Annotated in this window: 21 protein-coding genes; 8 read left to right on the plus strand and 13 right to left on the minus strand. The window is 70.2% G+C overall.

What is annotated here, in order from left to right; translation table 11 throughout:
• Window positions 1-25: 25 nt before the first annotated feature.
• The 4 genes from AC5Y4Z_RS08975 to AC5Y4Z_RS08990 all read right to left on the minus strand — a co-directional run bounded on the left by AC5Y4Z_RS08975 (window position 26) and on the right by AC5Y4Z_RS08990 (window position 3,498).
• Window positions 26-1,069 carry a zinc-binding dehydrogenase gene (locus AC5Y4Z_RS08975; protein WP_499962736.1) on the minus strand — a complete coding sequence of 348 codons (1,044 nt, stop codon included), beginning with the start codon at window positions 1,067-1,069 and terminating at the stop codon, window positions 26-28.
• Window positions 1,070-1,190: 121 nt separating this feature from the next.
• Complete coding sequence (locus AC5Y4Z_RS08980; protein WP_499962738.1) at window positions 1,191-1,856, minus strand: TetR/AcrR family transcriptional regulator; 666 nt, start codon at window positions 1,854-1,856, stop codon at window positions 1,191-1,193.
• Window positions 1,853-2,551 (minus strand): TetR/AcrR family transcriptional regulator, encoded by a 699-nt coding sequence (locus AC5Y4Z_RS08985; protein ID WP_499962739.1) that lies wholly within the window; start codon window positions 2,549-2,551, stop codon window positions 1,853-1,855. The genes AC5Y4Z_RS08980 and AC5Y4Z_RS08985 overlap by 4 nt, the downstream gene beginning before the upstream one ends.
• A 74-nt stretch (window positions 2,552-2,625) precedes the next feature.
• Window positions 2,626-3,498 (minus strand): alpha/beta fold hydrolase, encoded by an 873-nt coding sequence (locus tag AC5Y4Z_RS08990; RefSeq protein WP_499962740.1) that lies wholly within the window; start codon window positions 3,496-3,498, stop codon window positions 2,626-2,628.
• Between the two features lie 169 nt (window positions 3,499-3,667).
• Here AC5Y4Z_RS08990 and AC5Y4Z_RS08995 point away from each other — a divergent pair, with 169 nt between their 5' ends.
• Window positions 3,668-5,359, plus strand: coding sequence for an MOSC domain-containing protein (locus AC5Y4Z_RS08995; RefSeq protein ID WP_499962741.1), 1,692 nt, complete (start codon window positions 3,668-3,670; stop codon window positions 5,357-5,359).
• Between the two features lie 5 nt (window positions 5,360-5,364).
• On the opposite strand, the gene AC5Y4Z_RS09000 is transcribed toward AC5Y4Z_RS08995, so the two are convergent.
• On the minus strand, window positions 5,365-6,162 hold the full coding sequence (locus AC5Y4Z_RS09000) for a family 1 encapsulin nanocompartment shell protein (protein WP_499962743.1): 798 nt from the start codon (window positions 6,160-6,162) through the stop codon (window positions 5,365-5,367).
• Window positions 6,159-7,178 (minus strand): Dyp-type peroxidase, encoded by a 1,020-nt coding sequence (locus AC5Y4Z_RS09005; RefSeq protein WP_499962745.1) that lies wholly within the window; start codon window positions 7,176-7,178, stop codon window positions 6,159-6,161. Before AC5Y4Z_RS09005 ends, AC5Y4Z_RS09000 begins: the two co-directional genes overlap by 4 nt.
• A 51-nt stretch (window positions 7,179-7,229) precedes the next feature.
• Between AC5Y4Z_RS09005 and AC5Y4Z_RS09010 the strand changes: the two genes are divergently transcribed.
• From AC5Y4Z_RS09010 to purM, 6 genes are all read left to right on the plus strand, one after another.
• Complete coding sequence (locus AC5Y4Z_RS09010; protein WP_499962747.1) at window positions 7,230-8,486, plus strand: M18 family aminopeptidase; 1,257 nt, start codon at window positions 7,230-7,232, stop codon at window positions 8,484-8,486.
• Between the two features lie 99 nt (window positions 8,487-8,585).
• The gene (gene purL, locus AC5Y4Z_RS09015) at window positions 8,586-10,853 is read left to right on the plus strand and encodes a phosphoribosylformylglycinamidine synthase subunit PurL (RefSeq protein ID WP_499962749.1); all 2,268 of its coding nucleotides are present in this window, start codon (window positions 8,586-8,588) and stop codon (window positions 10,851-10,853) included.
• A gap of 39 nt (window positions 10,854-10,892) precedes the next feature.
• Window positions 10,893-11,507: an Rv0804 family intramembrane glutamic endopeptidase gene (locus AC5Y4Z_RS09020; protein ID WP_499962751.1), complete on the plus strand. Its 615-nt coding sequence runs from the start codon at window positions 10,893-10,895 to the stop codon at window positions 11,505-11,507.
• Between the two features lie 3 nt (window positions 11,508-11,510).
• Window positions 11,511-11,924: a sterol carrier family protein gene (locus AC5Y4Z_RS09025; protein ID WP_499962753.1), complete on the plus strand. Its 414-nt coding sequence runs from the start codon at window positions 11,511-11,513 to the stop codon at window positions 11,922-11,924.
• A gap of 113 nt (window positions 11,925-12,037) precedes the next feature.
• Window positions 12,038-13,564: an amidophosphoribosyltransferase gene (purF, locus tag AC5Y4Z_RS09030; RefSeq protein ID WP_499962755.1), complete on the plus strand. Its 1,527-nt coding sequence runs from the start codon at window positions 12,038-12,040 to the stop codon at window positions 13,562-13,564.
• Between the two features lie 69 nt (window positions 13,565-13,633).
• Window positions 13,634-14,728, plus strand: a complete 1,095-nt coding sequence (purM, locus tag AC5Y4Z_RS09035; protein ID WP_499962757.1) for a phosphoribosylformylglycinamidine cyclo-ligase — start codon at window positions 13,634-13,636, stop codon at window positions 14,726-14,728.
• Between the two features lie 55 nt (window positions 14,729-14,783).
• Here the strand turns inward: purM and AC5Y4Z_RS09040 are convergent, their stop codons facing one another.
• A complete protein-coding gene (locus AC5Y4Z_RS09040; protein ID WP_499962760.1) occupies window positions 14,784-14,978 on the minus strand; it encodes a DUF3073 domain-containing protein in 195 nt (64 codons plus the stop codon).
• Between the two features lie 147 nt (window positions 14,979-15,125).
• Window positions 15,126-16,205 carry a CAF17-like 4Fe-4S cluster assembly/insertion protein YgfZ gene (ygfZ, locus tag AC5Y4Z_RS09045; RefSeq protein ID WP_499962762.1) on the minus strand — a complete coding sequence of 360 codons (1,080 nt, stop codon included), beginning with the start codon at window positions 16,203-16,205 and terminating at the stop codon, window positions 15,126-15,128.
• Window positions 16,206-16,332: 127 nt separating this feature from the next.
• Between ygfZ and AC5Y4Z_RS09050 the strand changes: the two genes are divergently transcribed.
• Complete coding sequence (locus AC5Y4Z_RS09050; RefSeq protein WP_499963302.1) at window positions 16,333-17,196, plus strand: aminodeoxychorismate lyase; 864 nt, start codon at window positions 16,333-16,335, stop codon at window positions 17,194-17,196.
• Between the two features lie 244 nt (window positions 17,197-17,440).
• Here the strand turns inward: AC5Y4Z_RS09050 and AC5Y4Z_RS09055 are convergent, their stop codons facing one another.
• The 5 genes from AC5Y4Z_RS09055 to AC5Y4Z_RS09075 form a co-directional block, all read right to left on the minus strand.
• Window positions 17,441-18,112 carry a nitrobindin family protein gene (locus AC5Y4Z_RS09055; RefSeq protein ID WP_499963304.1) on the minus strand — a complete coding sequence of 224 codons (672 nt, stop codon included), beginning with the start codon at window positions 18,110-18,112 and terminating at the stop codon, window positions 17,441-17,443.
• 119 nt (window positions 18,113-18,231) lie between these two features.
• Window positions 18,232-18,534, minus strand: a complete 303-nt coding sequence (locus tag AC5Y4Z_RS09060; protein ID WP_066937000.1) for a DUF1416 domain-containing protein — start codon at window positions 18,532-18,534, stop codon at window positions 18,232-18,234.
• Between the two features lies 1 nt (window position 18,535).
• The gene (locus AC5Y4Z_RS09065) at window positions 18,536-19,369 is read right to left on the minus strand and encodes a sulfurtransferase (RefSeq protein ID WP_499962764.1); all 834 of its coding nucleotides are present in this window, start codon (window positions 19,367-19,369) and stop codon (window positions 18,536-18,538) included.
• A gap of 38 nt (window positions 19,370-19,407) precedes the next feature.
• Window positions 19,408-19,872, minus strand: a complete 465-nt coding sequence (locus tag AC5Y4Z_RS09070; RefSeq protein ID WP_499962766.1) for a DUF4395 domain-containing protein — start codon at window positions 19,870-19,872, stop codon at window positions 19,408-19,410.
• Between the two features lie 106 nt (window positions 19,873-19,978).
• Entirely contained in the window at window positions 19,979-20,068 is a 90-nt protein-coding gene (locus tag AC5Y4Z_RS09075) for an Ms5788A family Cys-rich leader peptide (RefSeq protein WP_499962768.1), read from the minus strand.
• Window positions 20,069-20,083: the final 15 nt, after the last annotated feature.

Below are 20,083 nucleotides of genomic sequence, written 5' to 3' on the forward strand. Positions count from 1 at the left end.
TCCGAAACCTGTTCGCGGCCAAGCGTTACTCCAGCACGACGACCATCTTGCCGCCGGCTTCGCCGGCCTCCATCACCCGGTGCGCCTCGTGGATCTGGTCGAACGAGAACACGCGGGACGGCTTGGCCTCGAGCGTGCCCTCGGCGACCTGCCGCGCGATGTCCTGCAGGGGCACGTCGGACAGCGGGAACCCATCGGTGCCAAACACAAAGCTGCCGAAGAAGTTCCAGTTCACCCCGGAGGCCATGCGCAGCAACGGGTTGAAATCGCCGAGGGGGTCCAGCCCGCCCAGCCAGCCCGCCAGGCAGGCCGTGCCGCCGCGGCGCAGCATGTCGAGGGAGTCCAGGATGGTGCTGTTGCCGACCAGGTCCAGGACGGCGTCGACTTTTGCCTCGGGCAGGTGGGCGGCCAGGTCGCGCCGCTCCACCTCCACGCGAGCCGCGCCCAGCTCCTCGAGCATGGCGAAGCGGCCGCGGCTGCGCGCGGTGGCGACGACACGGGCTCCGGCGGCGACGGCCATCTTGAGGGCGGCCTGCCCGAGCGATGACGTCGCGCCGCGCAGCACCAAAGTCTGCCCGGCTTTCAGGTCGAGGTTGCGAAACAGGCATGTCCAGGCGACCGCGTAGGTTTCGGGCAGGGCCGCCAGGGCCGACCAGGGCAGGTCCGACTCGATAAGCGCGACGTTCGCCGCGCGCACGCGCGTGTATTCGGCGTAGCTGCCGTTGATGGTGCGCCCCAGGCCGCCCATCAGCGCCGCCACCTTTGCGCCGACTGGAAATTCGCCTGCCGGGCACGAGTCGACGATGCCCACGCATTCGATGCCGCTGACTTCCGCGGCCTCGGCCCATTCGCCGCGCCGCATGTGCAGTTCGGCGTGATTGAGCCCGAACCCCTTGACCGCGATCACCACCTCGCCGTCCCTGGGCAGCGGCTTGGGGATGTCGGTGTAGACAAGGCTGTCCAGGCCGCCGAATCCGTTCAAAATGATCGCGCGCATGGTCTCGCCACCGGGTTGTTCCCGCACCACCGCCGGCGCGCTGGGCAGTTGGGGTGAATCGGTCACGGACACTTGCCGCCTCTTCCCCGCGTGTGTGTCGCTGCGATTATGCGCCGTCCGCATCCAAAATGAATGGGCCAATCAACCCACTATTATGGGCCATTCGACCCAGTCTGTCCAGACGCGCCGTGGGTCAGGACTTGCCTCGGCGACGATCGGACCGGCCGGTGCGGGGCCGGGGAGTCGCCGCGAACGAGCGCACGTAGTCGACGGCGGCAGTGACGGCGGCCCGCAGCGGTTCGGGATCCGCGGTGGCGAACGTGATCAGCGCGCCGCCCTGGTGGGCGGCGACCAGCGACGCGGCCAGGTGGCGCGGGTCGGCGTCGGGTCGCAGCTCGCCGCCGCGCCGCATCGCGGCCAGGCCGGCCTGGAACAACCCGATCCACCGGTCGTAGCCGGCGGAGAGGTCGTCGTGGATTTCGTCGTCGGCGTCGATCAGCTCGCCCGCCAACGAGCCGTAGACGCAGCCGCCGACGCGGTACACGGCATCCGTGTCCGCCAGGCAGGCGTCGGCCCACGCCTGCAGGGCGTCGAGGCTGTCGAGGCCGCCCAGCGGCGATCGCGTGTGGAAGGCCTGTACGTCGTCGCGGCGCGCGGCCACGACGTGGCGGGTCAGATCGCGTTTGTCGCGGAAGTAGTGCGACATCTGGGAGCCGCCGACGCCGGCCGCGCGCCGCACTTGGTCGATGCTGGTGTTGGCGACGCCCCGCTCGAACATGAGACGCGCGGCGACCTCGACGATCCGCGCCCGGGTCGCCAGTCCCTTGCGGGTGAAACGCGTTGCGCTGTCGTCGGTCACGATGCGCGCTGCGTGGTCCCGCCCCGGCCGCGGACGCGCCGGGCCGGCCGCGGGGTCCGCTCGGCGGGATCGGCGGCGAACATGCGCAGATAGTTGACCGCGAAACGCACGGCGTCGGCGTGCGGCCATTCCGCCCGGTAGGTGAAGGCCAGGGTGCCACCCCCCTGGTGGGCGCTGACGATGACCGTCGCCAACCGTCGCGGATCGGCGTCGGCGACCACGACGCCGTCGTCCTTCATGCGCTCAATCGCCTGCTCCAGCAGGGCAATCCATTGCCGATAGCCCACGCCCAGCGTCTCGCGGGTCGCCTCGTCGGACTTCGCCAGCTGCGCGGCGAGGGCGTGATAGGTGGGCGTGCCGAAGTATCCGATGCGCCGCAGGTAGCGCATGTTCAGGTCGATCCACCGCTCGAAGTCGTCGAATGACTGCAGGCCGTGCAGCTTTGGCTGGCGGTGAAAGTCGAGAACCACGCCGATCTGGCGCCGGATGACCGCGCGAATCAGTGCGCTCTTGTCGGCGAAGTAGTGCGCAAGCTGAGAGCCGCTGACCGATGCGGCCCTGCGCACGTTATCCAGGTTCGACGCGGACAGCCCCTCGGTGACGATCAGCTGGGCGGCCGCTCCCACGATCCGGTCGCGGGTGGCGCGCCCTTTGGCGGTCAACCGTTGTTCGTCGTGAACATCGGGATGGGCCATTGCGTCAGGCTAGCCCGTGGGCGTCCGAACTCTGGGATATTCAACCCATTGATGCCCGTGGCGCGCGGGACCGGTCAGGCGGGCACGTTCACCTTGTCGAGGAAACCGCGGACCAGCTCGGTCACCTCGTCCACTGCCGACTCGAGCAGGAAGTGGCCGCCGTCGAGCAGTTGGATCTCGGCGTCGGGTAAATCCTCGGCGAACGCCTCGGCGCCGGCTGGGCCGAAGATCTCGTCGCCGCGGCCCCACACCGCCAGCAGTGGCACGCGAGTTTCGCGGAAGTATTCGTGCAGGCGGGGATACAGCGGCGCATTGGTGGCGTAGTCGCGCAGCAGTTTCAGCTGCACCTTGTCGTTGCCGGGGCGGGATATCAGCGCATAGTCGTGCTGCCAGGATTCCGGGTCGACCAGCGTCTCGTCCGCGACGCCGGTGACGTACTGCCACCGCGTGGCGTCCAGCGTGAGGAACTGGCGCACCGCGGCCTCGGTGTCCGGCGTCTGCTCGCGCTGGTAGGCCCACACCACCTTCCAGAAGCTCTCGACGAATCCCGCGTCGTAGCCGTTGCCGTTCTGGGTGACGATCGCGGTGATCGCCGACGGGTCGCGCAGGGCCAGCCGCCATCCGATCGGGGCGCCGTAGTCCTGCACGTAGATGGCGTACCGGTCGAGGCCGAGCGTGCGCAGCAGACCGGCGGTCAGGTCGGTGAGCGCATCGAAGGTGTAGTCGAACTCCTCGACGGGCGGGGCGTCAGACAGCCCGAAGCCCAAGTGGTCGGGCGCGATCACGTGGTAGCGGTCGGCCAGCGCCGGTATCAGGTTGCGAAACATGTGGGAACTGGTCGGGAACCCGTGCAGCAGCACGAGCGCCGGGGCCTCGGGATCGCCGGCCTCGCGGAAGAACAGCCGACGGCCGTCGACGGTGGCGTATCGATGATGGACGGCCGGCATGACGCACCTCCTGGGCACTCGATGAAAGCGCCTACCGCATTTCTGGGTTATGTGACCCAGTATGCACCAAAACTAGGGGCGCGCAACAGCCCACGGGTTGCCCAGTCGCTGCGGCCGGCATATTCTGGGCCGGTCATCCCAATTTGGGCTGCCGAGCGAGGTGACGCGGGTGGGCAGGCTGGTTTCGGTCAACGTCGGCCTGCCCAAGGACGTTCAATGGCGGGGCAAAACCGTACGCACCGGAATCTGGAAGACGCCGGTCACAGGGCCCGTCATGGCGCGCCGCACCAACCTCGACGGCGACGGGCAGGGCGACTTGGCCGGCCACGGCGGCGAACAGCGCGCGGTCATGGTGTACCAGAGCGAGTCGTACGACTACTGGAAAACCTACCTGGGGCGCGACGACCTGAAACCCGGCCACTTCGGCGAGAACTTCACCGTCACCGGGCTGGCCGACGACGACGTCTGCATCGGCGATCGCTACCGCATCGGGGACGCCGAATTCGAGGTCACCCAGCCGCGTGTCACCTGCTTTCGGGTCGGCCTGCGCCTCGACGAGCCCGAAATGCCCAATCTGCTTGTCGCCCACCACCGCCCGGGGTTCTACTTCCGCGTGATCACCGAGGGCCGTGTCCGCGCCGGTGACGACATCGTGCGCACCCGCCGGGGCCGCCACGAACTCAGCGTCGCCGATGTCGACGCGCTGTTGTATCTGCCCGGCCGCAACGCCGAGCGGCTACGCCGGGCCGTCGACGTGCCGGCACTCAGCCCCGGCTGGCAGCAGTCCTTCCGCGACATGCTGGCCGAGCGCGACGAGACGCCCCCAACCACAGTCGCGTGGAACGGATTTCGCCCGCTGCGTGTCACCCGAACCTGCCGGGAAAGCCCCCAGGTGCTCTCGATCACCCTCGAGTCCACGGACCACGCCGCGTTGCCCCCGCCGCTTCCGGGTCAGTACCTTCCGCTGCGGCTTCCCGGCGCGGGCGAACCGGCACCGCTGCGCAGCTACTCGCTGTCGGGCGATCCCGGTGCGGGCGTCTACCGGATCAGCGTCAAACGCGAGGACCGCGGCGTGGTGAGCAATTGGCTGCACGCCCATGTGCGGGCGGGGTCGGTGCTCGAGGCCGCCGCGCCGCGCGGTGAGTTCTGTCTCGCCGACGACCGCAATCCGGTGGTGCTGTTGTCGGCGGGGATCGGGGCCACCCCCGTGCTGGCGATGCTGCACGCGCTGGCGAATGCCGGTAGTGTTCGCGACATCTGGTGGTTGCACACCACGCGCAACCGCGAAACCGAGGCCTTCGCAAGCGAAGTCGACGCCCTCATCGCGTCATTGCCCCATGCGCGCCGGCGGGTCTTCTACACCCAAACCCAGGGTCGCCTCGCCCAGGCGTCGATCGCGGCGCTGGGCCTGCCGACCGATGCCACTGTGTACCTTTGCGGCCCAACGCAATTCATGTCCGAGGTCCGCGACTACCTCGTTGCCGGCGGCCTCGACCCCGCCCGCATCCACAGCGAACTGTTCGGCGCGTTGCCGGCGATCAACCCGGGCGTCGTCGAGACGGGGCCGCGCACGTCGCCCCACCCGCCCGGGACGGTACCCGGCACCGGACCGTCGATCACGTTCGCGCGCAGCGGGCTGACCGTCAACTGGTCGCCTGCCTACCGCAGCATCCTCGATCTCGCCGAAGCCTGCGACGTGCCAACCCGTTTCTCGTGCCGCAGCGGGGTCTGTCACCTGTGCGTCACCGGAGTCGTCGCCGGGGCGGCGACGTACGTGCAACCGCCGCTGGAAAAGCCCGGTGCGGGCGAAGTGCTGATCTGCTCGGCCGCGCCGGACGGCGATCTTGTCCTAGATCTTTGAGTGTCTTACGGGGCCAGGCAGACCGACGCCTCGGCGGTGTAGCACAGGAACGTCAGCGTCTCCTGCAGATACAGCTGCACGGTCTCGGCGTCGTGGCTGAGGTAGCCGATCGCGACGTCGGTGCCCAGCTGCAGGTCGAAGTCGCCGCCGCGGGTGGTCAGCACGAAGGCGCCGTCGATGGCGGGCGCCCAGATGATGTCGCCGTCGACCAACCGGTTCAGGTGCTCGCGGATGGGATAGCCGTGGGCGGTGGTCTCGCTGACCTTGGTGTAGGTCTCGGCGGACAGCAGCACCGAATACGGGCCGTCGACACCGGCCAGCCGCAGCCCGGTCAGCGCGTGCGAGATGGCGTCGGGCATGTCGCGCGGGTCCTCGGGCAGCGTCAGCGCCGGGTTGGAGCTGCAGCTGCGGATGCCCTCGATCGACGCGGCGGCGTAGCCCTCGAAGATCGTGCGGTCCTCGACGAACGCCAGCTTCTTGGCCGCGACCTTGACCGGATCCCAGTCCGAGTCGTTCGAACCGCGCTCGACGTCATCGATCTCCGAGCGGGACAACGTGAACGGAACCCGCAGCCGGACAAGCGGTTTGCTGGCCCGCAGGTGGGCCTGGACACCCTCGGTGGGCGCCTCGACATCGACGAGCCGGCCGGTGCTGACCGAGGCCGCGACCGGCCCGCCCGGCTCGCTGACGTCGACCACGCGCCGCCCGGCGATATGGCGCTTGAAGGTCCGGGTGGCCTCCAATTCGATTTCCGCCCAAGCGGCTTCGGTGATCGGTGCCAGATCGCGGTAGAGGTTGTTCATCGAGGGGTTCCTTTCAGGCTGCCGATCGCCAGTGAGCCATCGTCGGGTGCTGGTGTGACGGGCCGCGCCGTGACCGATGACGCGGGCAGGGGCGGTGGGTCGTCGAGGAAGTCGACGGTGGGCGAGAAGAAGAGCCCACCGGTGACCGCGGTGGAGAAGTCCAGGATGCGGTCGGTGTTGCCCGGCGGGTCGCCGAGAAACATGTTCTGCAGCATCTGCTCGGTGACCCGCGGCGTCCGCGAATAGCCGATGAAGTAGGTGCCGTATTCGCCCTTGCCCAGCTCGCCGAACGGCATGTTGTGCCGCACGATCTTCAACTCGGTGCCGTCGTCGTCTTCGATGACGTTGAGGGCGATGTGGGAGTTGGCGGGCTTGGCGTCGTCGTCGAGTTCGATGTCGTCCAGCTTGGTGCGCCCGATCACCAGTTCCTGCTCGGTGGCCGACAGCGAATTCCACGACGACATGTCGTGCACGTACTTCTGCACGTGCACATAGCACGAGCCGGCGAAGTCAGGATCCTCGTCGCCGATGGCGGTGGCGCTGACCGCCAGTGGGCCGTCGGGGTTTTCGGTGCCGTCGACGAAGCCGAGCAGGTCGCGGTTGTCGAAGTAGCGGAAGCCGTGCACCTCGTCGACCACGGTGACCGCACCGGCCATCGCGCGCAGGATGCGGTCGGCCAATTCGAAACAGACGTCCAGGCTCTCGGCCCGGATGTGGAACAACAGGTCCCCCGGTGTGGCGGGGGCGGTGTGCCGCGGGCCGTGCAGCGGGACGAACGGATGCAGTTCGGCGGGCCGCGGGCCGGAAAACAGGCGATCCCAGGCCTCGGAGCCGATGGAGGCGATCGCGGACAGCCGCTTCGGGGGCTCGCGGAAACCGATCGCGCGCACCAGCCCGGAGATGTCGGGCAGGGCGTCGTGCACCGTCGCCTCTCCACCGTCGTCGATGGTCAATACGAGGAAGATCGCGGCCGGGGTCAGCGGCTCGAGGATGGGTTGCGGCTGCACCGTCGGCACTCTGCCGACCCTATCGTGGAGTCCGGCGTCCCCGACAGCCATGATGTTCACATGCCGGCCAGCGCCACGGGTCTCTGCGATTTCATCGACGCGTCCCCGTCGCCGTTTCACGTCTGCGCCACGGTGGCCGCCCGGTTGGCCGCGGCCGGATACGCCGAACTCACGGAAACCGACCGCTGGCCCGAGCGGCCGGGGCGCTACTTCAGCGTGCGGGCGGGCTCCCTGGTCGCCTGGAATTCCGCCGGTGGCGACGGGCCGTTCCGGATCGTCGGCGCGCACACCGACAGCCCCAACCTGCGGGTCAAGCAGCATCCGGACCGGTTGGTCGCCGGGTGGCGCGTGGTGGCGCTGGAGCCGTACGGCGGAGCGTGGCTCAACTCCTGGCTGGACCGGGACCTGGGGATCAGCGGGCGGCTGTCGGTCCAAGACGGTGCCGGGGTCAGCCACCGGCTGGTCCGGATCGACGACCCCATCCTGCGGGTGCCCCAGCTGGCGATCCACCTGGCCGAGGACCGCAAGTCGGTGACGCTGGACCCGCAGCGACACGTCAACGCGGTGTGCGGCGCTGCGGAACAACGGGGTTCGTTCGTGGACTACGTCGCCGGCCGGGCCGGGGTGGCGGCGGCCGACGTGCTGGCCGCCGACCTGATGACCCACGACCTGACGCCGTCGGCGGTGATCGGCGCCGAGGGCGATTTGTTGAGCGCCCCCCGGCTGGACAACCAGGCCAGCTGCTACGCCGGGCTGGAAGCGCTGATCGGGGCCGAACCGCGGGGTTTCCTGCCCGTGCTGGTGCTTTTCGATCACGAGGAGGTCGGGTCGTCGTCCGACCACGGCGCGCAGTCCAACCTGCTGGGCACCGTCCTGGAGCGGATCGTGCTCGCCGCCGGCGGCGGCCGGGACGACTTCCTGCGCCGGCTGCCGGCCTCGATGCTGGCCTCGGCCGACATGGCCCACGCCACCCATCCCAACTATCCGGAGCGACACGAGCCCGGCCACCTGATCGAGGCCAACGGCGGGCCGGTGCTCAAGGTGCACCCGAACCTGCGGTACGCCACCGACGGACGCACCGCGGCGGCCTTCGAGCTGGCCTGCCGGCAGGCCGGGGTCGGGCTGCAGCGCTACGAGCACCGCGCCGACCTGCCGTGCGGTTCGACGATCGGGCCGCTGGCCGCGGCGCGCACCGGCATCCCGACCGTCGACGTCGGCGCCCCCCAGCTCGCCATGCACTCCGCGCGGGAGTTGATGGGCGCGCACGACGTGGCCGCCTATTCCGCTGCGCTGCAGGCGTTCCTGTCGCCCCGCTGACTTACGAGCCGGTGCCCCCGGCGAGTGTGAATCTGGCGACGGACCCGCGGCGTGTCGCGTCGCCAGATTCACACTCGCGGGAGTCCCTAGACTGTGTGCGTGACTGACACCGTCGAGCACGCCACGACCACGCCCGACCAGCCGCAACCGTTTCACGAGCTGGGCCTCAAAGACGACGAGTACCAGCGCATCCGCGAGATCCTGGGCCGCAGGCCGACCGACACCGAGCTGGCCATGTACTCGGTGATGTGGAGCGAGCACTGTTCCTACAAATCCTCGAAGGTGCACCTGCGCTACTTCGGTGAGACCACCACCGACGAGATGCGCGCCGGGATGCTGGCCGGCATCGGCGAGAACGCCGGCGTCGTCGACATCGGCGACGGCTGGGCGGTCACGTTCAAGGTGGAGTCGCACAACCACCCGTCCTACGTCGAGCCCTACCAGGGCGCGGCCACCGGGGTGGGCGGCATCGTCCGCGACATCATGGCGATGGGCGCGCGCCCGGTCGCCGTGATGGACCAGCTGCGGTTCGGTGCCGCCGACGCGCCGGACACCCGCCGCGTGGTCGACGGCGTGGTGCGCGGCATCGGCGGCTACGGGAACTCGCTGGGCCTGCCCAACATCGGCGGTGAGACGGTCTTCGACGCGTGCTACGCCGGCAACCCGTTGGTCAACGCGATGTGCGTGGGCGTATTGCGCCAGGAGGACCTGCATCTGGCGTTCGCCTCAGGGGTGGGCAACAAGATCATCCTGTTCGGCGCGCGCACCGGTCTGGACGGCATCGGCGGGGTGTCGGTGCTGGCGTCGGACACGTTCGACGCGGAGAATTCGCGCAAGAAGCTGCCCTCGGTGCAGGTGGGCGACCCCTTCATGGAGAAGGTGCTCATCGAATGCTGCCTGGAGCTCTACGCGGGCGGGCTGGTGATCGGCATCCAGGACCTGGGCGGGGCCGGATTGGCCTGCGCCACTTCCGAATTGGCCTCGGCGGGCGACGGTGGGATGGCGATCCAGCTCGACACCGTTCCACTGCGGACCACCGAGATGACGCCCGCCGAGGTGCTGTGCAGCGAGTCGCAGGAGCGCATGTGCGCGGTGGTCGCGCCGGAGAACGTCGACGCCTTCATGGCGGTGTGCCGCAAGTGGGAGGTGCTGGCCACCGTGATCGGCGAGGTCACCGACGGCGACCGGCTGCGGATCGCCTGGCGCGGCGAGACGGTCGTCGACGTGCCGCCGCGCACCGTGGCCCATGAGGGGCCGGTGTACCAGCGTCCGGTCGCGCGTCCCGACGCGCAGGACGCCCTGAACGCCGACCGGTCGACGCGCCTGCCGCGGCCGGCCACCGGCGACGAGCTGCGCGCGACTTTGCTTGCGCTGCTGGGCAGTCCGCACCTGTGCAGCCGCGCGTTCATCACCGAGCAGTACGACCGCTACGTGCGCGGCAACACCGTGCTGGCCGAGCACGCCGACGGCGGCGTGCTGCGCGTCGACGAGTCCACCGGCCGCGGCATCGCGGTGTCGACCGACGCCTCCGGGCGCTACACCCTGCTGGACCCCTACGCCGGTGCCCAGCTCGCGCTGGCCGAGGCCTACCGCAACGTCGCCGTCACCGGCGCCACCCCGGTCGCGGTGACCAACTGCCTCAACTTCGGTTCCCCCGAAGATCCCGGGGTGATGTGGCAGTTCTCCCAGGCGGTGCGCGGCCTCGCCGACGGCTGTGCCGCCCTTGGCATTCCGGTGACCGGCGGCAACGTGAGTTTCTACAACCAGACGGGGTCGACGGCGATCCAGCCCACGCCGGTGGTCGGGGTGCTCGGCGTCATCGAGGATGTCGGCCGCCGCATTCCCACCGGGCTGGGCACCGAACCCGGGGAAACCCTTGTCCTGCTGGGCGATACCCGCGACGAGTTCGACGGCTCCGTCTGGGCGCAGGTGACCGCCGACCACCTGGGCGGGCTGCCGCCCAGGGTCGACCTCGCCCGCGAAAAGCTCCTGGCCGAGGTGCTGACCTCGGCGTCGCGCGACGGGCTGGTGTCCGCCGCCCACGACCTGTCCGAGGGCGGTCTCGCCCAGGCCGTCGTGGAAGCGGCGCTGGCCGGTGAAACCGGTTGCCGCATCGTGCTTCCCGAGGACGCCGATCCGTTCGTGATGCTGTTCTCGGAGTCGGCGGGGCGGGTGCTGGTGGCGGTGCCGCGCACCGAGGAGAGCCGGTTCCGCGCGATGTGCGAGGCGCGCGGGCTGCCCGCGGTCCGCGTCGGCGTCGTCGACCAGGCCTCCGACGCGGTCGAGGTTCAGGGCCTGTTCACGGTGTCGCTGGCCGAACTGCGCGAGACGTCCGAGGCGGTGCTGCCGCGCCTCTTTGCTCAATGACTCTGCGCTGATGGCGCGGGCTACTCGCACTTGTTCGCCATGAACGCAGAGTCAGCGGCCAAGCCGCTCGCGTTAGCCGCCGCGCTGGTCGGCTGGAGCGTCGTCAGCCCGCGGCTGCCCGGCGTGTTGCGGGTGGCGGCGCAGGCTGCCGCGGGCGCGCTGCTGGTGTTCGTCACCCGCGCGCCCCTGGGTCTTCGCCCGCCGCGCCTGAAGGCCGGGATAAGGCTGGGGTCGGCGGCCGGTGTGGCAGCGGCGAGCGCAATCGCGGCGACCACAGCGGTGCCCGTGGTGCGCGCGGCAATGGCCGCACGCCAGCCGCCGGCGTCGGCCCCCGCATGGCTGCTGTTGCGCATCCCCGTCGGCACCGTCTGGGCCGAGGAGGCGGCGTTCCGCGGCGCGCTGGCCACCGTCGGCGGCCGCGCGTGCGGAAGGCCCGCCGGAAGGGCGCTGCAGGCCATCGCCTTTGGGCTGTCGCACATCGCGGACGCGCGTGCGACCGGTGAGCCGGTGGCGGGCACCGTGCTGGTCACCGGTGTGGCGGGCTGGGTGTTCGGCTGGCTGGCCGACCGTTCCGGGAGCCTGGCCGCGCCGATACTGGCGCATCTGGCCGTCAACGAGACCGGTGCGATCGCCGCGCTGGCCGTGCGACGCTGAGGCATGCCCGCCCGCCACAGCGCCGACCCGGTCAAAACCCGGCAGGCGGTGCTGGCCGTCGTCGACTGGCTGCGCGACGAATCGCGTCCGCCGCCCGACCGGAACGCCCTGGCCGCCGCGGTGCGGCTCACCGCGCGCACCCTGGCCGCGGTGGCGCCCGGCGCCAGCGTCGAGGTCCGCGTCCCGCCGTTCGCCGCGGTCCAGTGCATCGCGGGTCCCCGGCACACCCGCGGCACACCGCCCAACGTGGTCGAGGCCGATCCGCGCACCTGGCTGCTGCTGGCCACCGGGCTGGTGCCGCTCGACCAGGCGCACACCACCGGGGCGCTGACGCTGTCGGGGTCCCGGGCGGGTGAAATCGGCCACTGGCTGCCCCTCGTCGACGTCGGCCGAGATAACCCTGAACTGCACGTTTAGGCTTTTCGGCAGGTGAATTCGGCGTCCAACACGCGCGACGGATTGGGCGCGCCGCCCGTCGTGCCCGTAGACTCCGTTAGGTCACCAGCCGTTCGCCAGGGAGCCGCCGAACCGTGACCGTCCGGGAACTCGATCAGGACCTGAACTCCCCCCGCGAAGAGTGTGGCGTATTCGGGGTCTGGGCCCCGGGCGAGGAAGTCGCCAAGCTCACTTATTACGGCCTGTACGCGCTGCAGCATCGCGGGCAGGAAGCCGCGGGCATCGCCGTCGCCGACGGGTCGCAGGTGCTCGTCTTCAAGGACCTCGGTCTGGTCAGCCAGGTGTTCGACGAGCAGACGCTGGCCGCGATGCAGGGCCACGTCGCCATCGGGCACTGCCGCTACTCCACCACGGGCGACACCACGTGGGAAAACGCCCAGCCGGTGTTCCGCAACACCGCGGCCGGCACCGGAGTCGCGTTGGGGCACAACGGGAATCTGGTCAACACCGCCGAACTCGCCGCTCGCGCCCGCGACGAGGGGCTGATCGGCACCCGCATCCCGGCCCCGGCCACGACGGACTCCGACATCCTGGGCGCGCTGCTGGCACACGGCGCGGCCGATTCCACCCTCGAGCAGGCGGCGCTGGAGCTGCTGCCGACCGTGCGCGGCGCGTTCTGCCTGACCTTCATGGACGAGAACACGCTGTATGCCTGCCGCGATCCCTATGGGGTGCGGCCGCTTTCGCTCGGGCGGCTGGACCGCGGCTGGGTGGTGGCGTCCGAGACCGCCGCGCTCGACATCGTCGGCGCCTCGTTCGTCCGCGACATCGAGCCCGGCGAATTGCTGGCCATCGACGCCGACGGCGTGCGGTCGACGCGGTTCGCCAACCCCGAGCCCAAGGGCTGCGTCTTCGAGTACGTCTACCTGGCCCGGCCGGACAGCACGATCGCCGGCCGGAGCGTGCACGCCACCCGGGTCGAGATCGGTCGCCGGTTGGCCCGCGAATGCCCTGTCGAGGCCGACCTGGTGATCGGCGTGCCGGAGTCGGGCACCCCGGCGGCCGTCGGGTACGCGCAGGAGTCCGGCATCCCCTACGGGCAGGGCCTGATGAAGAACGCCTACGTCGGGCGCACGTTCATCCAGCCGTCGCAGACCATCCGCCAGCTGGGCATCCGGCTGAAGCTCAACCCGCTGAAAGAGGTGATCCGCGGCAAGCGGCTCATCGTGGTCGACGACTCGATCGTGCGGGGTAACACCCAGCGCGCGCTGCTGCGGATGCTGCGCGAGGCCGGCGCCCTCGAGGTGCACGTGCGCATCGCCTCGCCGCCGGTGAAGTGGCCGTGCTTCTACGGCATCGACTTCCCGTCGCCGGCCGAGCTGATCGCCAACGCCGTCCAGGACAAAGAGGAGATGCTCGAGGCGGTGCGGCACGCCATCGGGGCCGACACGCTGGGCTACATCTCGCTGCGTGGGCTGGTCGCGGCCTCCGAGCAACCCGCCTCGCGGCTGTGCACCGCCTGCTTCGACGGCAAGTACCCGATCGAGCTGCCCGGGGAGACGGCGCTGGGCAAGAACGTCATCGAGCACATGCTGGCCAACGCGGCGCGCGGGGCCGGGCTCGACGATCTTGCGCCCGATGAAGTGCCGATCGTGCGCTGACCGAATTCGCCTGGTGCTTCAAAGACGTTTGATACCGGCGCGAAGCGGCGCCCGGTAGCCTTTATCGCGATGACGGATCCCGGAAAAAGCCCCGGACGAAACCCGGGCAGCCAGGGCATCACCTACGCGTCGGCCGGGGTGGACATCGAAGCCGGTGATCGCGCCGTCGCTTTGTTCAAGCCGTTGGCGACCAAGGCGACCAGGCCGGAGGTGCGCGGCGGCCTGGGCGGGTTCGCCGGGCTGTTCGCCCTGCGCGGCGACTACCGCGAGCCGGTGCTGGCGGCGTCGACGGACGGCGTCGGCACCAAGCTGGCGGTCGCCCAGGCGATGGACAAGCACGACACGGTCGGCCTCGACCTGGTCGCGATGGTGGTCGACGACCTCGTGGTGTGCGGCGCCGAGCCGTTGTTCCTGCAGGACTACATCGCGGTCGGCCGGACCGTCCCGGAGCGCCTGAGCGCGATCGTCAGCGGCATCGCCGAGGGCTGCGTGCGCGCGGGCTGCGCGCTGCTCGGCGGCGAAACCGCGGAACATCCCGGCCTGATGGAACCGGACCACTACGACATCTCGGCGACCGGTGTGGGCGTCGTCGAGGCCGACGACGTCCTGGGCGCCGACCGCGTCAAGCCCGGCGACGTCATCATCGCGATGGGCTCCTCGGGCCTGCACTCCAACGGATACTCGCTGGCCCGCACGGTCCTGCTGGAGATCGACCGGATGAACCTGGCCGGTTATGTCGAGGAGTTCGGCCGCACCCTCGGGGAAGAGTTGCTGGAACCGACCCGCATTTACGCCAAGGACTGCCTGGCGCTGACGGCGGAGACCCACGTCCGCACCTTCTGCCACGTCACCGGCGGCGGGCTGGCCGGCAACCTGCAACGCGTCATCCCGCCCGGGCTGGTCGCCGAGGTGGACCGCGGAACGTGGACGCCCGCGCCGGTGTTCGCCATGATCGCCCAGCGCGGCCGGGTGACGCGCGAGGAGATGGAAAAGACGTTCAACATGGGCGTCGGCATGATCGCCGTCGTCGCCCCCGAGGACACCGATCGCGCGCTGGCGATCCTGACCGCGCGGCACCTGGACTGCTGGGTGTTGGGCACCGTCGGCAAGGGCGGCAAAGATGGGCCCCGGGCCAAGCTGGTCGGGCAGCACCCGAGGTTCTGAGGGCCGGTCCTAAAGACTGTGCCGATGCTCAGAGCATCGGCACGGGGTTTGGGTTCTAGCGACGCCAGCCGTCGTGATCGTCCCAGGAATTGTCCGGGCCAGAATCCTCGGAGTCGTCCAGCCCGTCGGATTCGTCTGCGCTCGTTCCCGACAGCTCGCGCTGTAGCCGCTGGAAGTCGGTCTGCGGGGAACTGTATTTGAGTTCTCGTGCAACCTTGGTCTGCTTTGCCTTAGCCCGGCCGCGGCCCATGGGGGAACCCCCTCGCGCAATAACGGAGCGGCCTAACGAGTAGGCGGCTCCGATCTCTTGGTGTCGTTTTTGTCCTGCCGACAGTTTACCGTGCCTCATGGCCGGGCGTCGGCGGCCCCTATCCGCTGTGGCGGACGTCGCCGACCATTATCCCGCACCGCCCCGCAACCGTTCAACGGCCAACCGCCCCGCCCCGACGTGGTCGGCGACGGGCAGGGAATCGGCGTCGATCGCCGCCGCGACGGCCGCCTCGGGGCCGGTCGCCACGGGCGTGTCCGCGGGCAGCCCGCGCTTGACCAACGCCAGCGCCACCGGCCCGAGGTCCACGTGGTCGACCACGGTTCCGAGGCGCCCGACGGCTCGACCGCCCGCGACCACCGCGTCACCCGTCGAGGGCCGCTCCACCGAGCCGTCCAGGTGCAGCAATACCAGCATCCGCGGCGGTTTGCCCAGGTTGTGCACCCGCGCGACGGTTTCCTGCCCGCGATAGCAGCCCTTGTCCAGGTGCACGGCCCCGCCGATCCAGCCCACCTCGTGGGGAATCGTGCGCTCGTCGGTGTCGACGCCGAGCCGCGGGCGCAGCGCCGCCACCCGGTGGGCCTCGAAGGCCCACACCCCCGCGGCCCGCACGCCGGCCCGCGCCAGGCGGTCGCGCCACCCGGCCGATTCGTCCCGCGGGACCAGCAGGTCGAGTTCGATCTGCCCGGCGGGCGCCCCCGGCATCCGCCTTAGAAAGCCGTCCGGGCCGACGGGGACCGCGGTCGCCTCGGGCAGGGCGTCCAGGCCGAGCGCGTCGAGCACCGCCCGGTCGGCCAGCCGCGGGCCCAGCAGCGACAGCACCGCCAGCTCCGAGCCGGCCGGGGTGACCTCCGACCAGAAGACCATCTTGCGCAGGTACTCCAGCAACGGCTCGCCGCGCCACGGTTCGGTGTCGAGGTAGGTGATGCCGCCCAGCTCGGTCTGGATCCAGTGGTCCTCGACGCGGCCCTGCCCGTCGAGGCTGAGGTTGTGCGTGCTGGCACCCTCGTGGAGTTCGCTGACGTGCTGGGTGGAGATGCTGTGCAGCCAGCTCCGCCGGTCTTTGCCGGCCAGGGTGAGCACCGCGCGGTGTGAGCGGTCGATCACCACGGCGTCGGTCTCGGCCGCCCGCTGCTCGCCCAGCGGATCGCCGTAGTGCCAGACCGCGCCGGCATCGGGTCCGGTATCGGGTGCGGGGACGGCGTTCACCTGGTCAACTCTACGTACCGGCGGCGCGCTCTCACCCAAAGTGCGGCCAGGCGCACACTCGACCACGACGGTGCGGCCGGCCGCACACTCGCCACTAGGCTTGCTGTCCATGGCCGACCCGATGGGCGTGATCGTCACGCTGGACGGCGAGACACATCCGCCGGGGGAGCCGCTACTGCACGCCGATGACCTGGCGGCCGTCCGCGGCGACGGCATCTTCGAGACCTTGCTGGTGCGCGCCGGCCGGGCCTGCCTGGTCGAGTCGCACCTGCAGCGGCTGACCCAGTCGGCCAAGGCGATGGACCTGCCGGCGCCCGACCTGCCGAGCTGGCGGCACGCCATCGGCGAGGCGACCCGGCGGTGGGCCGCGGGTGCCGCCGACGAGGGCGCCATGCGGTTGATCTACAGCCGCGGCCGCGAGGGCGGTTCGGCGCCGACGTCCTACGTGATGGTGACCGCCGTCCCGGACCGGGTGACCGCGGTGCGCCGCGACGGGATCTCCGCGATCACGCTCGACCGCGGGCTGCCCGCCAACGCCGCCGACACGATGCCCTGGCTGCTGGCCGGCGCCAAGACGCTGTCGTACGCGGTCAACATGGCCGCCCTGCGCCACGCCGCCCGGCAGGGCGCGGGCGACGTCGTCTTCGTCAGCTCCGACGGCTACATCCTGGAAGGCCCACGCTCGACGGTGGTGATCGCCACCGACTCGGACGCGGGGACTCCGTGCCTGCTGACGCCGCCGCCGTGGTATCCGATCCTGCGCGGCACCACGCAGCAGGCCCTGTTCGAGGTGGCCCGGGCCAAGGGCTACGACTGCGACTACCGCGCGCTGCGGGTCGCGGATCTGCATGCCGCCCAAGGCATTTGGCTGGTGTCCAGCATGACCCTGGCCGCCCGGGTGCACACGCTCGACGGGCGGGCACTGGGCCGGTCTCGGATCGCCGCCGAATTCGCCGAACTGGTCGACGCCGCCATCGCCGGTGATCGCTGAGCGCTGAATTCAGTTGTGGCCCTGCGGGATGGCAGGTAGCGTCGGCCGTACACAAGGAAGGAGGTGGTCCGCGAAATTGATAGCTTCATGGACATGTGAGGTGGCTACGCGCTAAGCAGCGCGGCTCGGAAGAGTCAGCGAGCAACGCAGCTGGCGAATTCCCCGTAGCCACCCGGCCCCCGAGTTCCGGTCAGTCCAACCGGAGATGCGCTCGGGGGCCGCTCCATGTCAGGGCACCCAACCGCTATCCGACGAACCGCGACAGCCGCGCCGAAAGGTGCGGCACCAGGCCACCGTCGGCGTCCACCCGTTCCTCGACGTAGGCCAGGTCGCCGCCCTCGACGATGCCGTAGAGCCGCTTGGCGCCGCCGACCAGCACGCCCGACCGGCTGCGGGCCAGCGCGTCGGTCACCAATTCCCACGACGACTGGGTGCGCGGGCGCCCGTAGAACAGCTCGACGTAGCCGGCCGAATGGGCCAACAGCAACTCGATTGCCTGCGACTCGCTCGGATCGTCCGGATCGGTGACGAAGCGCCAGAAGCCCGCCTCACGTAGGCCCGGCTCCTGGTACTCGCCGTTGTCGTCGAGCCGCCAGGACCGCGCTTCCCAATTCAGGTAGTCGCCGCCGTCGTGGGAGACCACGATCTGCTGCCCGAACCGGTAGTCCCCGTCGGGCCCGCGGCCCTCACCCTCGCCGCGCCACACGCCCACCAGCGGCAGCAGCGCCAGCAGCGCGTCGTTGAGGTTGGCGCCTTCGCGCAGGTTCGCGGTGTCGGCGGGGACCGGCAGGTCGTCGAAGGCGGGAATGTTGCGGGAGGCGGTCACTTTGGCGCGCTCGGCGGCGGCAGCCACGGCGCGGTCGCCCGAACCCGCGGGACCGGCCGGTCCGTCGGGGCCCTCGCGGGAGGTCACGATTCGTCGGTGATGAGCCGGTAGAGCGTGTACAGCGCGAACCAGGCGATGACCACGACGGCCACGACCAGCATGATCTCGAAGAACAGCACCACGGGGACGAGTCTATTCGCCCCCGCCCGTCAGGCGATCTTGACGTCCACCTCGTGGATGCCGGCGCCGGACGGGGTCACGACGGCGTCGCCGTTGCCGACCGGGGACAGCGCGCGCAGCGTCCAGGACCCGGGCGCGGCGAAGAACCGGAAGTCACCGGTGGCCGACGCGACCACCTCGGCGGTGAACTCGTCGGACGAGTCCAGCAGGCGGACGAACGCGCCGCCCACGGCCTGGCCGTCGCGGTCGACGACGCGCCCGGTGATGACCGTCTCCTTCTCCAGGTCGACGCTGGCGGGCAACGTCAGTCCTTGCTTCGGTCCAGAGCACATATCAGCTTCCCAACTCGATCGGGGCCCCCACCAGGGAGCCATATTCCGTCCAACTGCCGTCGTAGTTCTTGACGTTCTTATGCCCGAGTAATTCCTGCAGCACGAACCAGGTGTGCGACGAGCGCTCCCCGATCCGGCAGTACGCGATGGTTTCCTTCGTGCCGTCGAGCCCGGCGTCGGCGTAGAGCTTGGCCAGCTCCGCGTCCGACTTGAAGGTGCCGTCCTCGTTGGCCGCTTTGCTCCACGGCACGTTGATCGCGCCGGGGACGTGGCCGGGGCGCTGGCTCTGTTCCTGCGGCAGGTGCGCCGGCGCGAGGATCTTGCCCGAGAACTCGTCGGGGGAGCGCACGTCGACGAGGTTCTTGACGTTGATGGCCCCGATGACCTCATCCCGGAAGGCCCGGATGCTGTTGTCCGGCGGGGCCGCGGTGTAGGTGGTGGCCGGCCGGCCGACGGGGTCGGTGGACAGCGGGCGCCCGTCGAGCTCCCACTTCTTGCGGCCGCCGTCGAGCAGCTTGACCTTGTCGTGGCCGTACAGCTTGAAATACCAGTAGGCGTAGGCGGCGAACCAGTTGTTGTTGCCGCCGTAGAGGATCACCGTGTCGTCGTTGGAGATGCCGCGGTCGGACAGCAGCTTGGAGAATTGCTGCGCGTCGACGAAGTCGCGTTTGACCGGATCCTGCAAATCGGTGCGCCAGTCCAGCCTGACCGCGCCGGCGATGTGGCCGGTGTCGTACGCGCTGGTGTCCTCGTCGACCTCTACGAAGACGACGTTCGCGGCGTCGAGATTGCTCTGGGCCCAGTCCGCGGAGACCAGGACGTCGGAGCGTGCCATGGTGGGTGTTCCTTTCGATTGCTGCTGACGAATCGGGGTTAACAGGTAGTCGGACGAAAGCGTGCGACCAGCGGATACAACTGGCAGCCCAGGCAGATGCCGAAGGCCGCGTTCAAAAACGCCGCGACCAGCGCGGCCGCCGTAGCGATGACGCCGACGAGCAGGGCGCCGGTCGCGAATCCCGCCACGCCGACGACGGCGAAGATCAGGCCGACGAGCTGGGCGAACTTCAGCGGGGCGACGGGTTCACGCTCGGTGACGGGTCCCAGCCGGGGCGCCACGACGGCGGCGTACACCCGCCCATAGGGGTGCCGGCGCGGCCCGCCGACGGCGCCGACGGCGAAGATCGCGGCCTGTACCCCGAGAATGGCCGCAGCCGCCAGGGGGCTGGCGGCTGAGGCGATGAGCGCGAGTACCAGGACCGCGGTCGTGACCCAGGCGGCGAACCTGGGTCCGCGGACGTCGACGCGGTCCGGCGCCACGGCGGTGTTGCTGCTCGGCACGGTTGTACTCCTAGAAATCTTGTTGCGCGGAAGACCGGGGGACGCACGCCTATGGGAATCCGGTGGGGTCCCAAGCTGCTCCGAGTGCGCGCAGGGGCGCCGCTACTCAGCAGCTACAGCAACAGCGACAGCCCGCGAGCCGGCACAGATCGACTGCGCGACGCTTGGTGAGCAGGGGCTCGAGGGGGGCTGACACGACGGCTAGCTTACC

It is taken from the genome of Mycobacterium sp. NGS63 (assembly GCF_059812295.1).

What these genes read in the sequence shown, in the direction of transcription:
- AC5Y4Z_RS08985 (WP_499962739.1), bottom strand. Translation starts at nt 2,551, where the DNA reads ATGGCCCATCCCGATGTTCACGACGAACAACGGTTGACCGCCAAAGGG.
- AC5Y4Z_RS08990 (WP_499962740.1), bottom strand. Translation starts at nt 3,498, where the DNA reads ATGCCGGCCGTCCATCATCGATACGCCACCGTCGACGGCCGTCGGCTG.
- AC5Y4Z_RS09000 (WP_499962743.1), bottom strand. Translation starts at nt 6,162, where the DNA reads ATGAACAACCTCTACCGCGATCTGGCACCGATCACCGAAGCCGCTTGG.
- AC5Y4Z_RS09010 (WP_499962747.1), top strand. Translation starts at nt 7,230, where the DNA reads ATGCCGGCCAGCGCCACGGGTCTCTGCGATTTCATCGACGCGTCCCCG.
- AC5Y4Z_RS09020 (WP_499962751.1), top strand. Translation starts at nt 10,893, where the DNA reads ATGAACGCAGAGTCAGCGGCCAAGCCGCTCGCGTTAGCCGCCGCGCTG.
- AC5Y4Z_RS09025 (WP_499962753.1), top strand. Translation starts at nt 11,511, where the DNA reads ATGCCCGCCCGCCACAGCGCCGACCCGGTCAAAACCCGGCAGGCGGTG.
- purM (WP_499962757.1), top strand. Translation starts at nt 13,634, where the DNA reads ATGACGGATCCCGGAAAAAGCCCCGGACGAAACCCGGGCAGCCAGGGC.
- AC5Y4Z_RS09040 (WP_499962760.1), bottom strand. Translation starts at nt 14,978, where the DNA reads ATGGGCCGCGGCCGGGCTAAGGCAAAGCAGACCAAGGTTGCACGAGAA.
- AC5Y4Z_RS09060 (WP_066937000.1), bottom strand. Translation starts at nt 18,534, where the DNA reads ATGTGCTCTGGACCGAAGCAAGGACTGACGTTGCCCGCCAGCGTCGAC.
- AC5Y4Z_RS09065 (WP_499962764.1), bottom strand. Translation starts at nt 19,369, where the DNA reads ATGGCACGCTCCGACGTCCTGGTCTCCGCGGACTGGGCCCAGAGCAAT.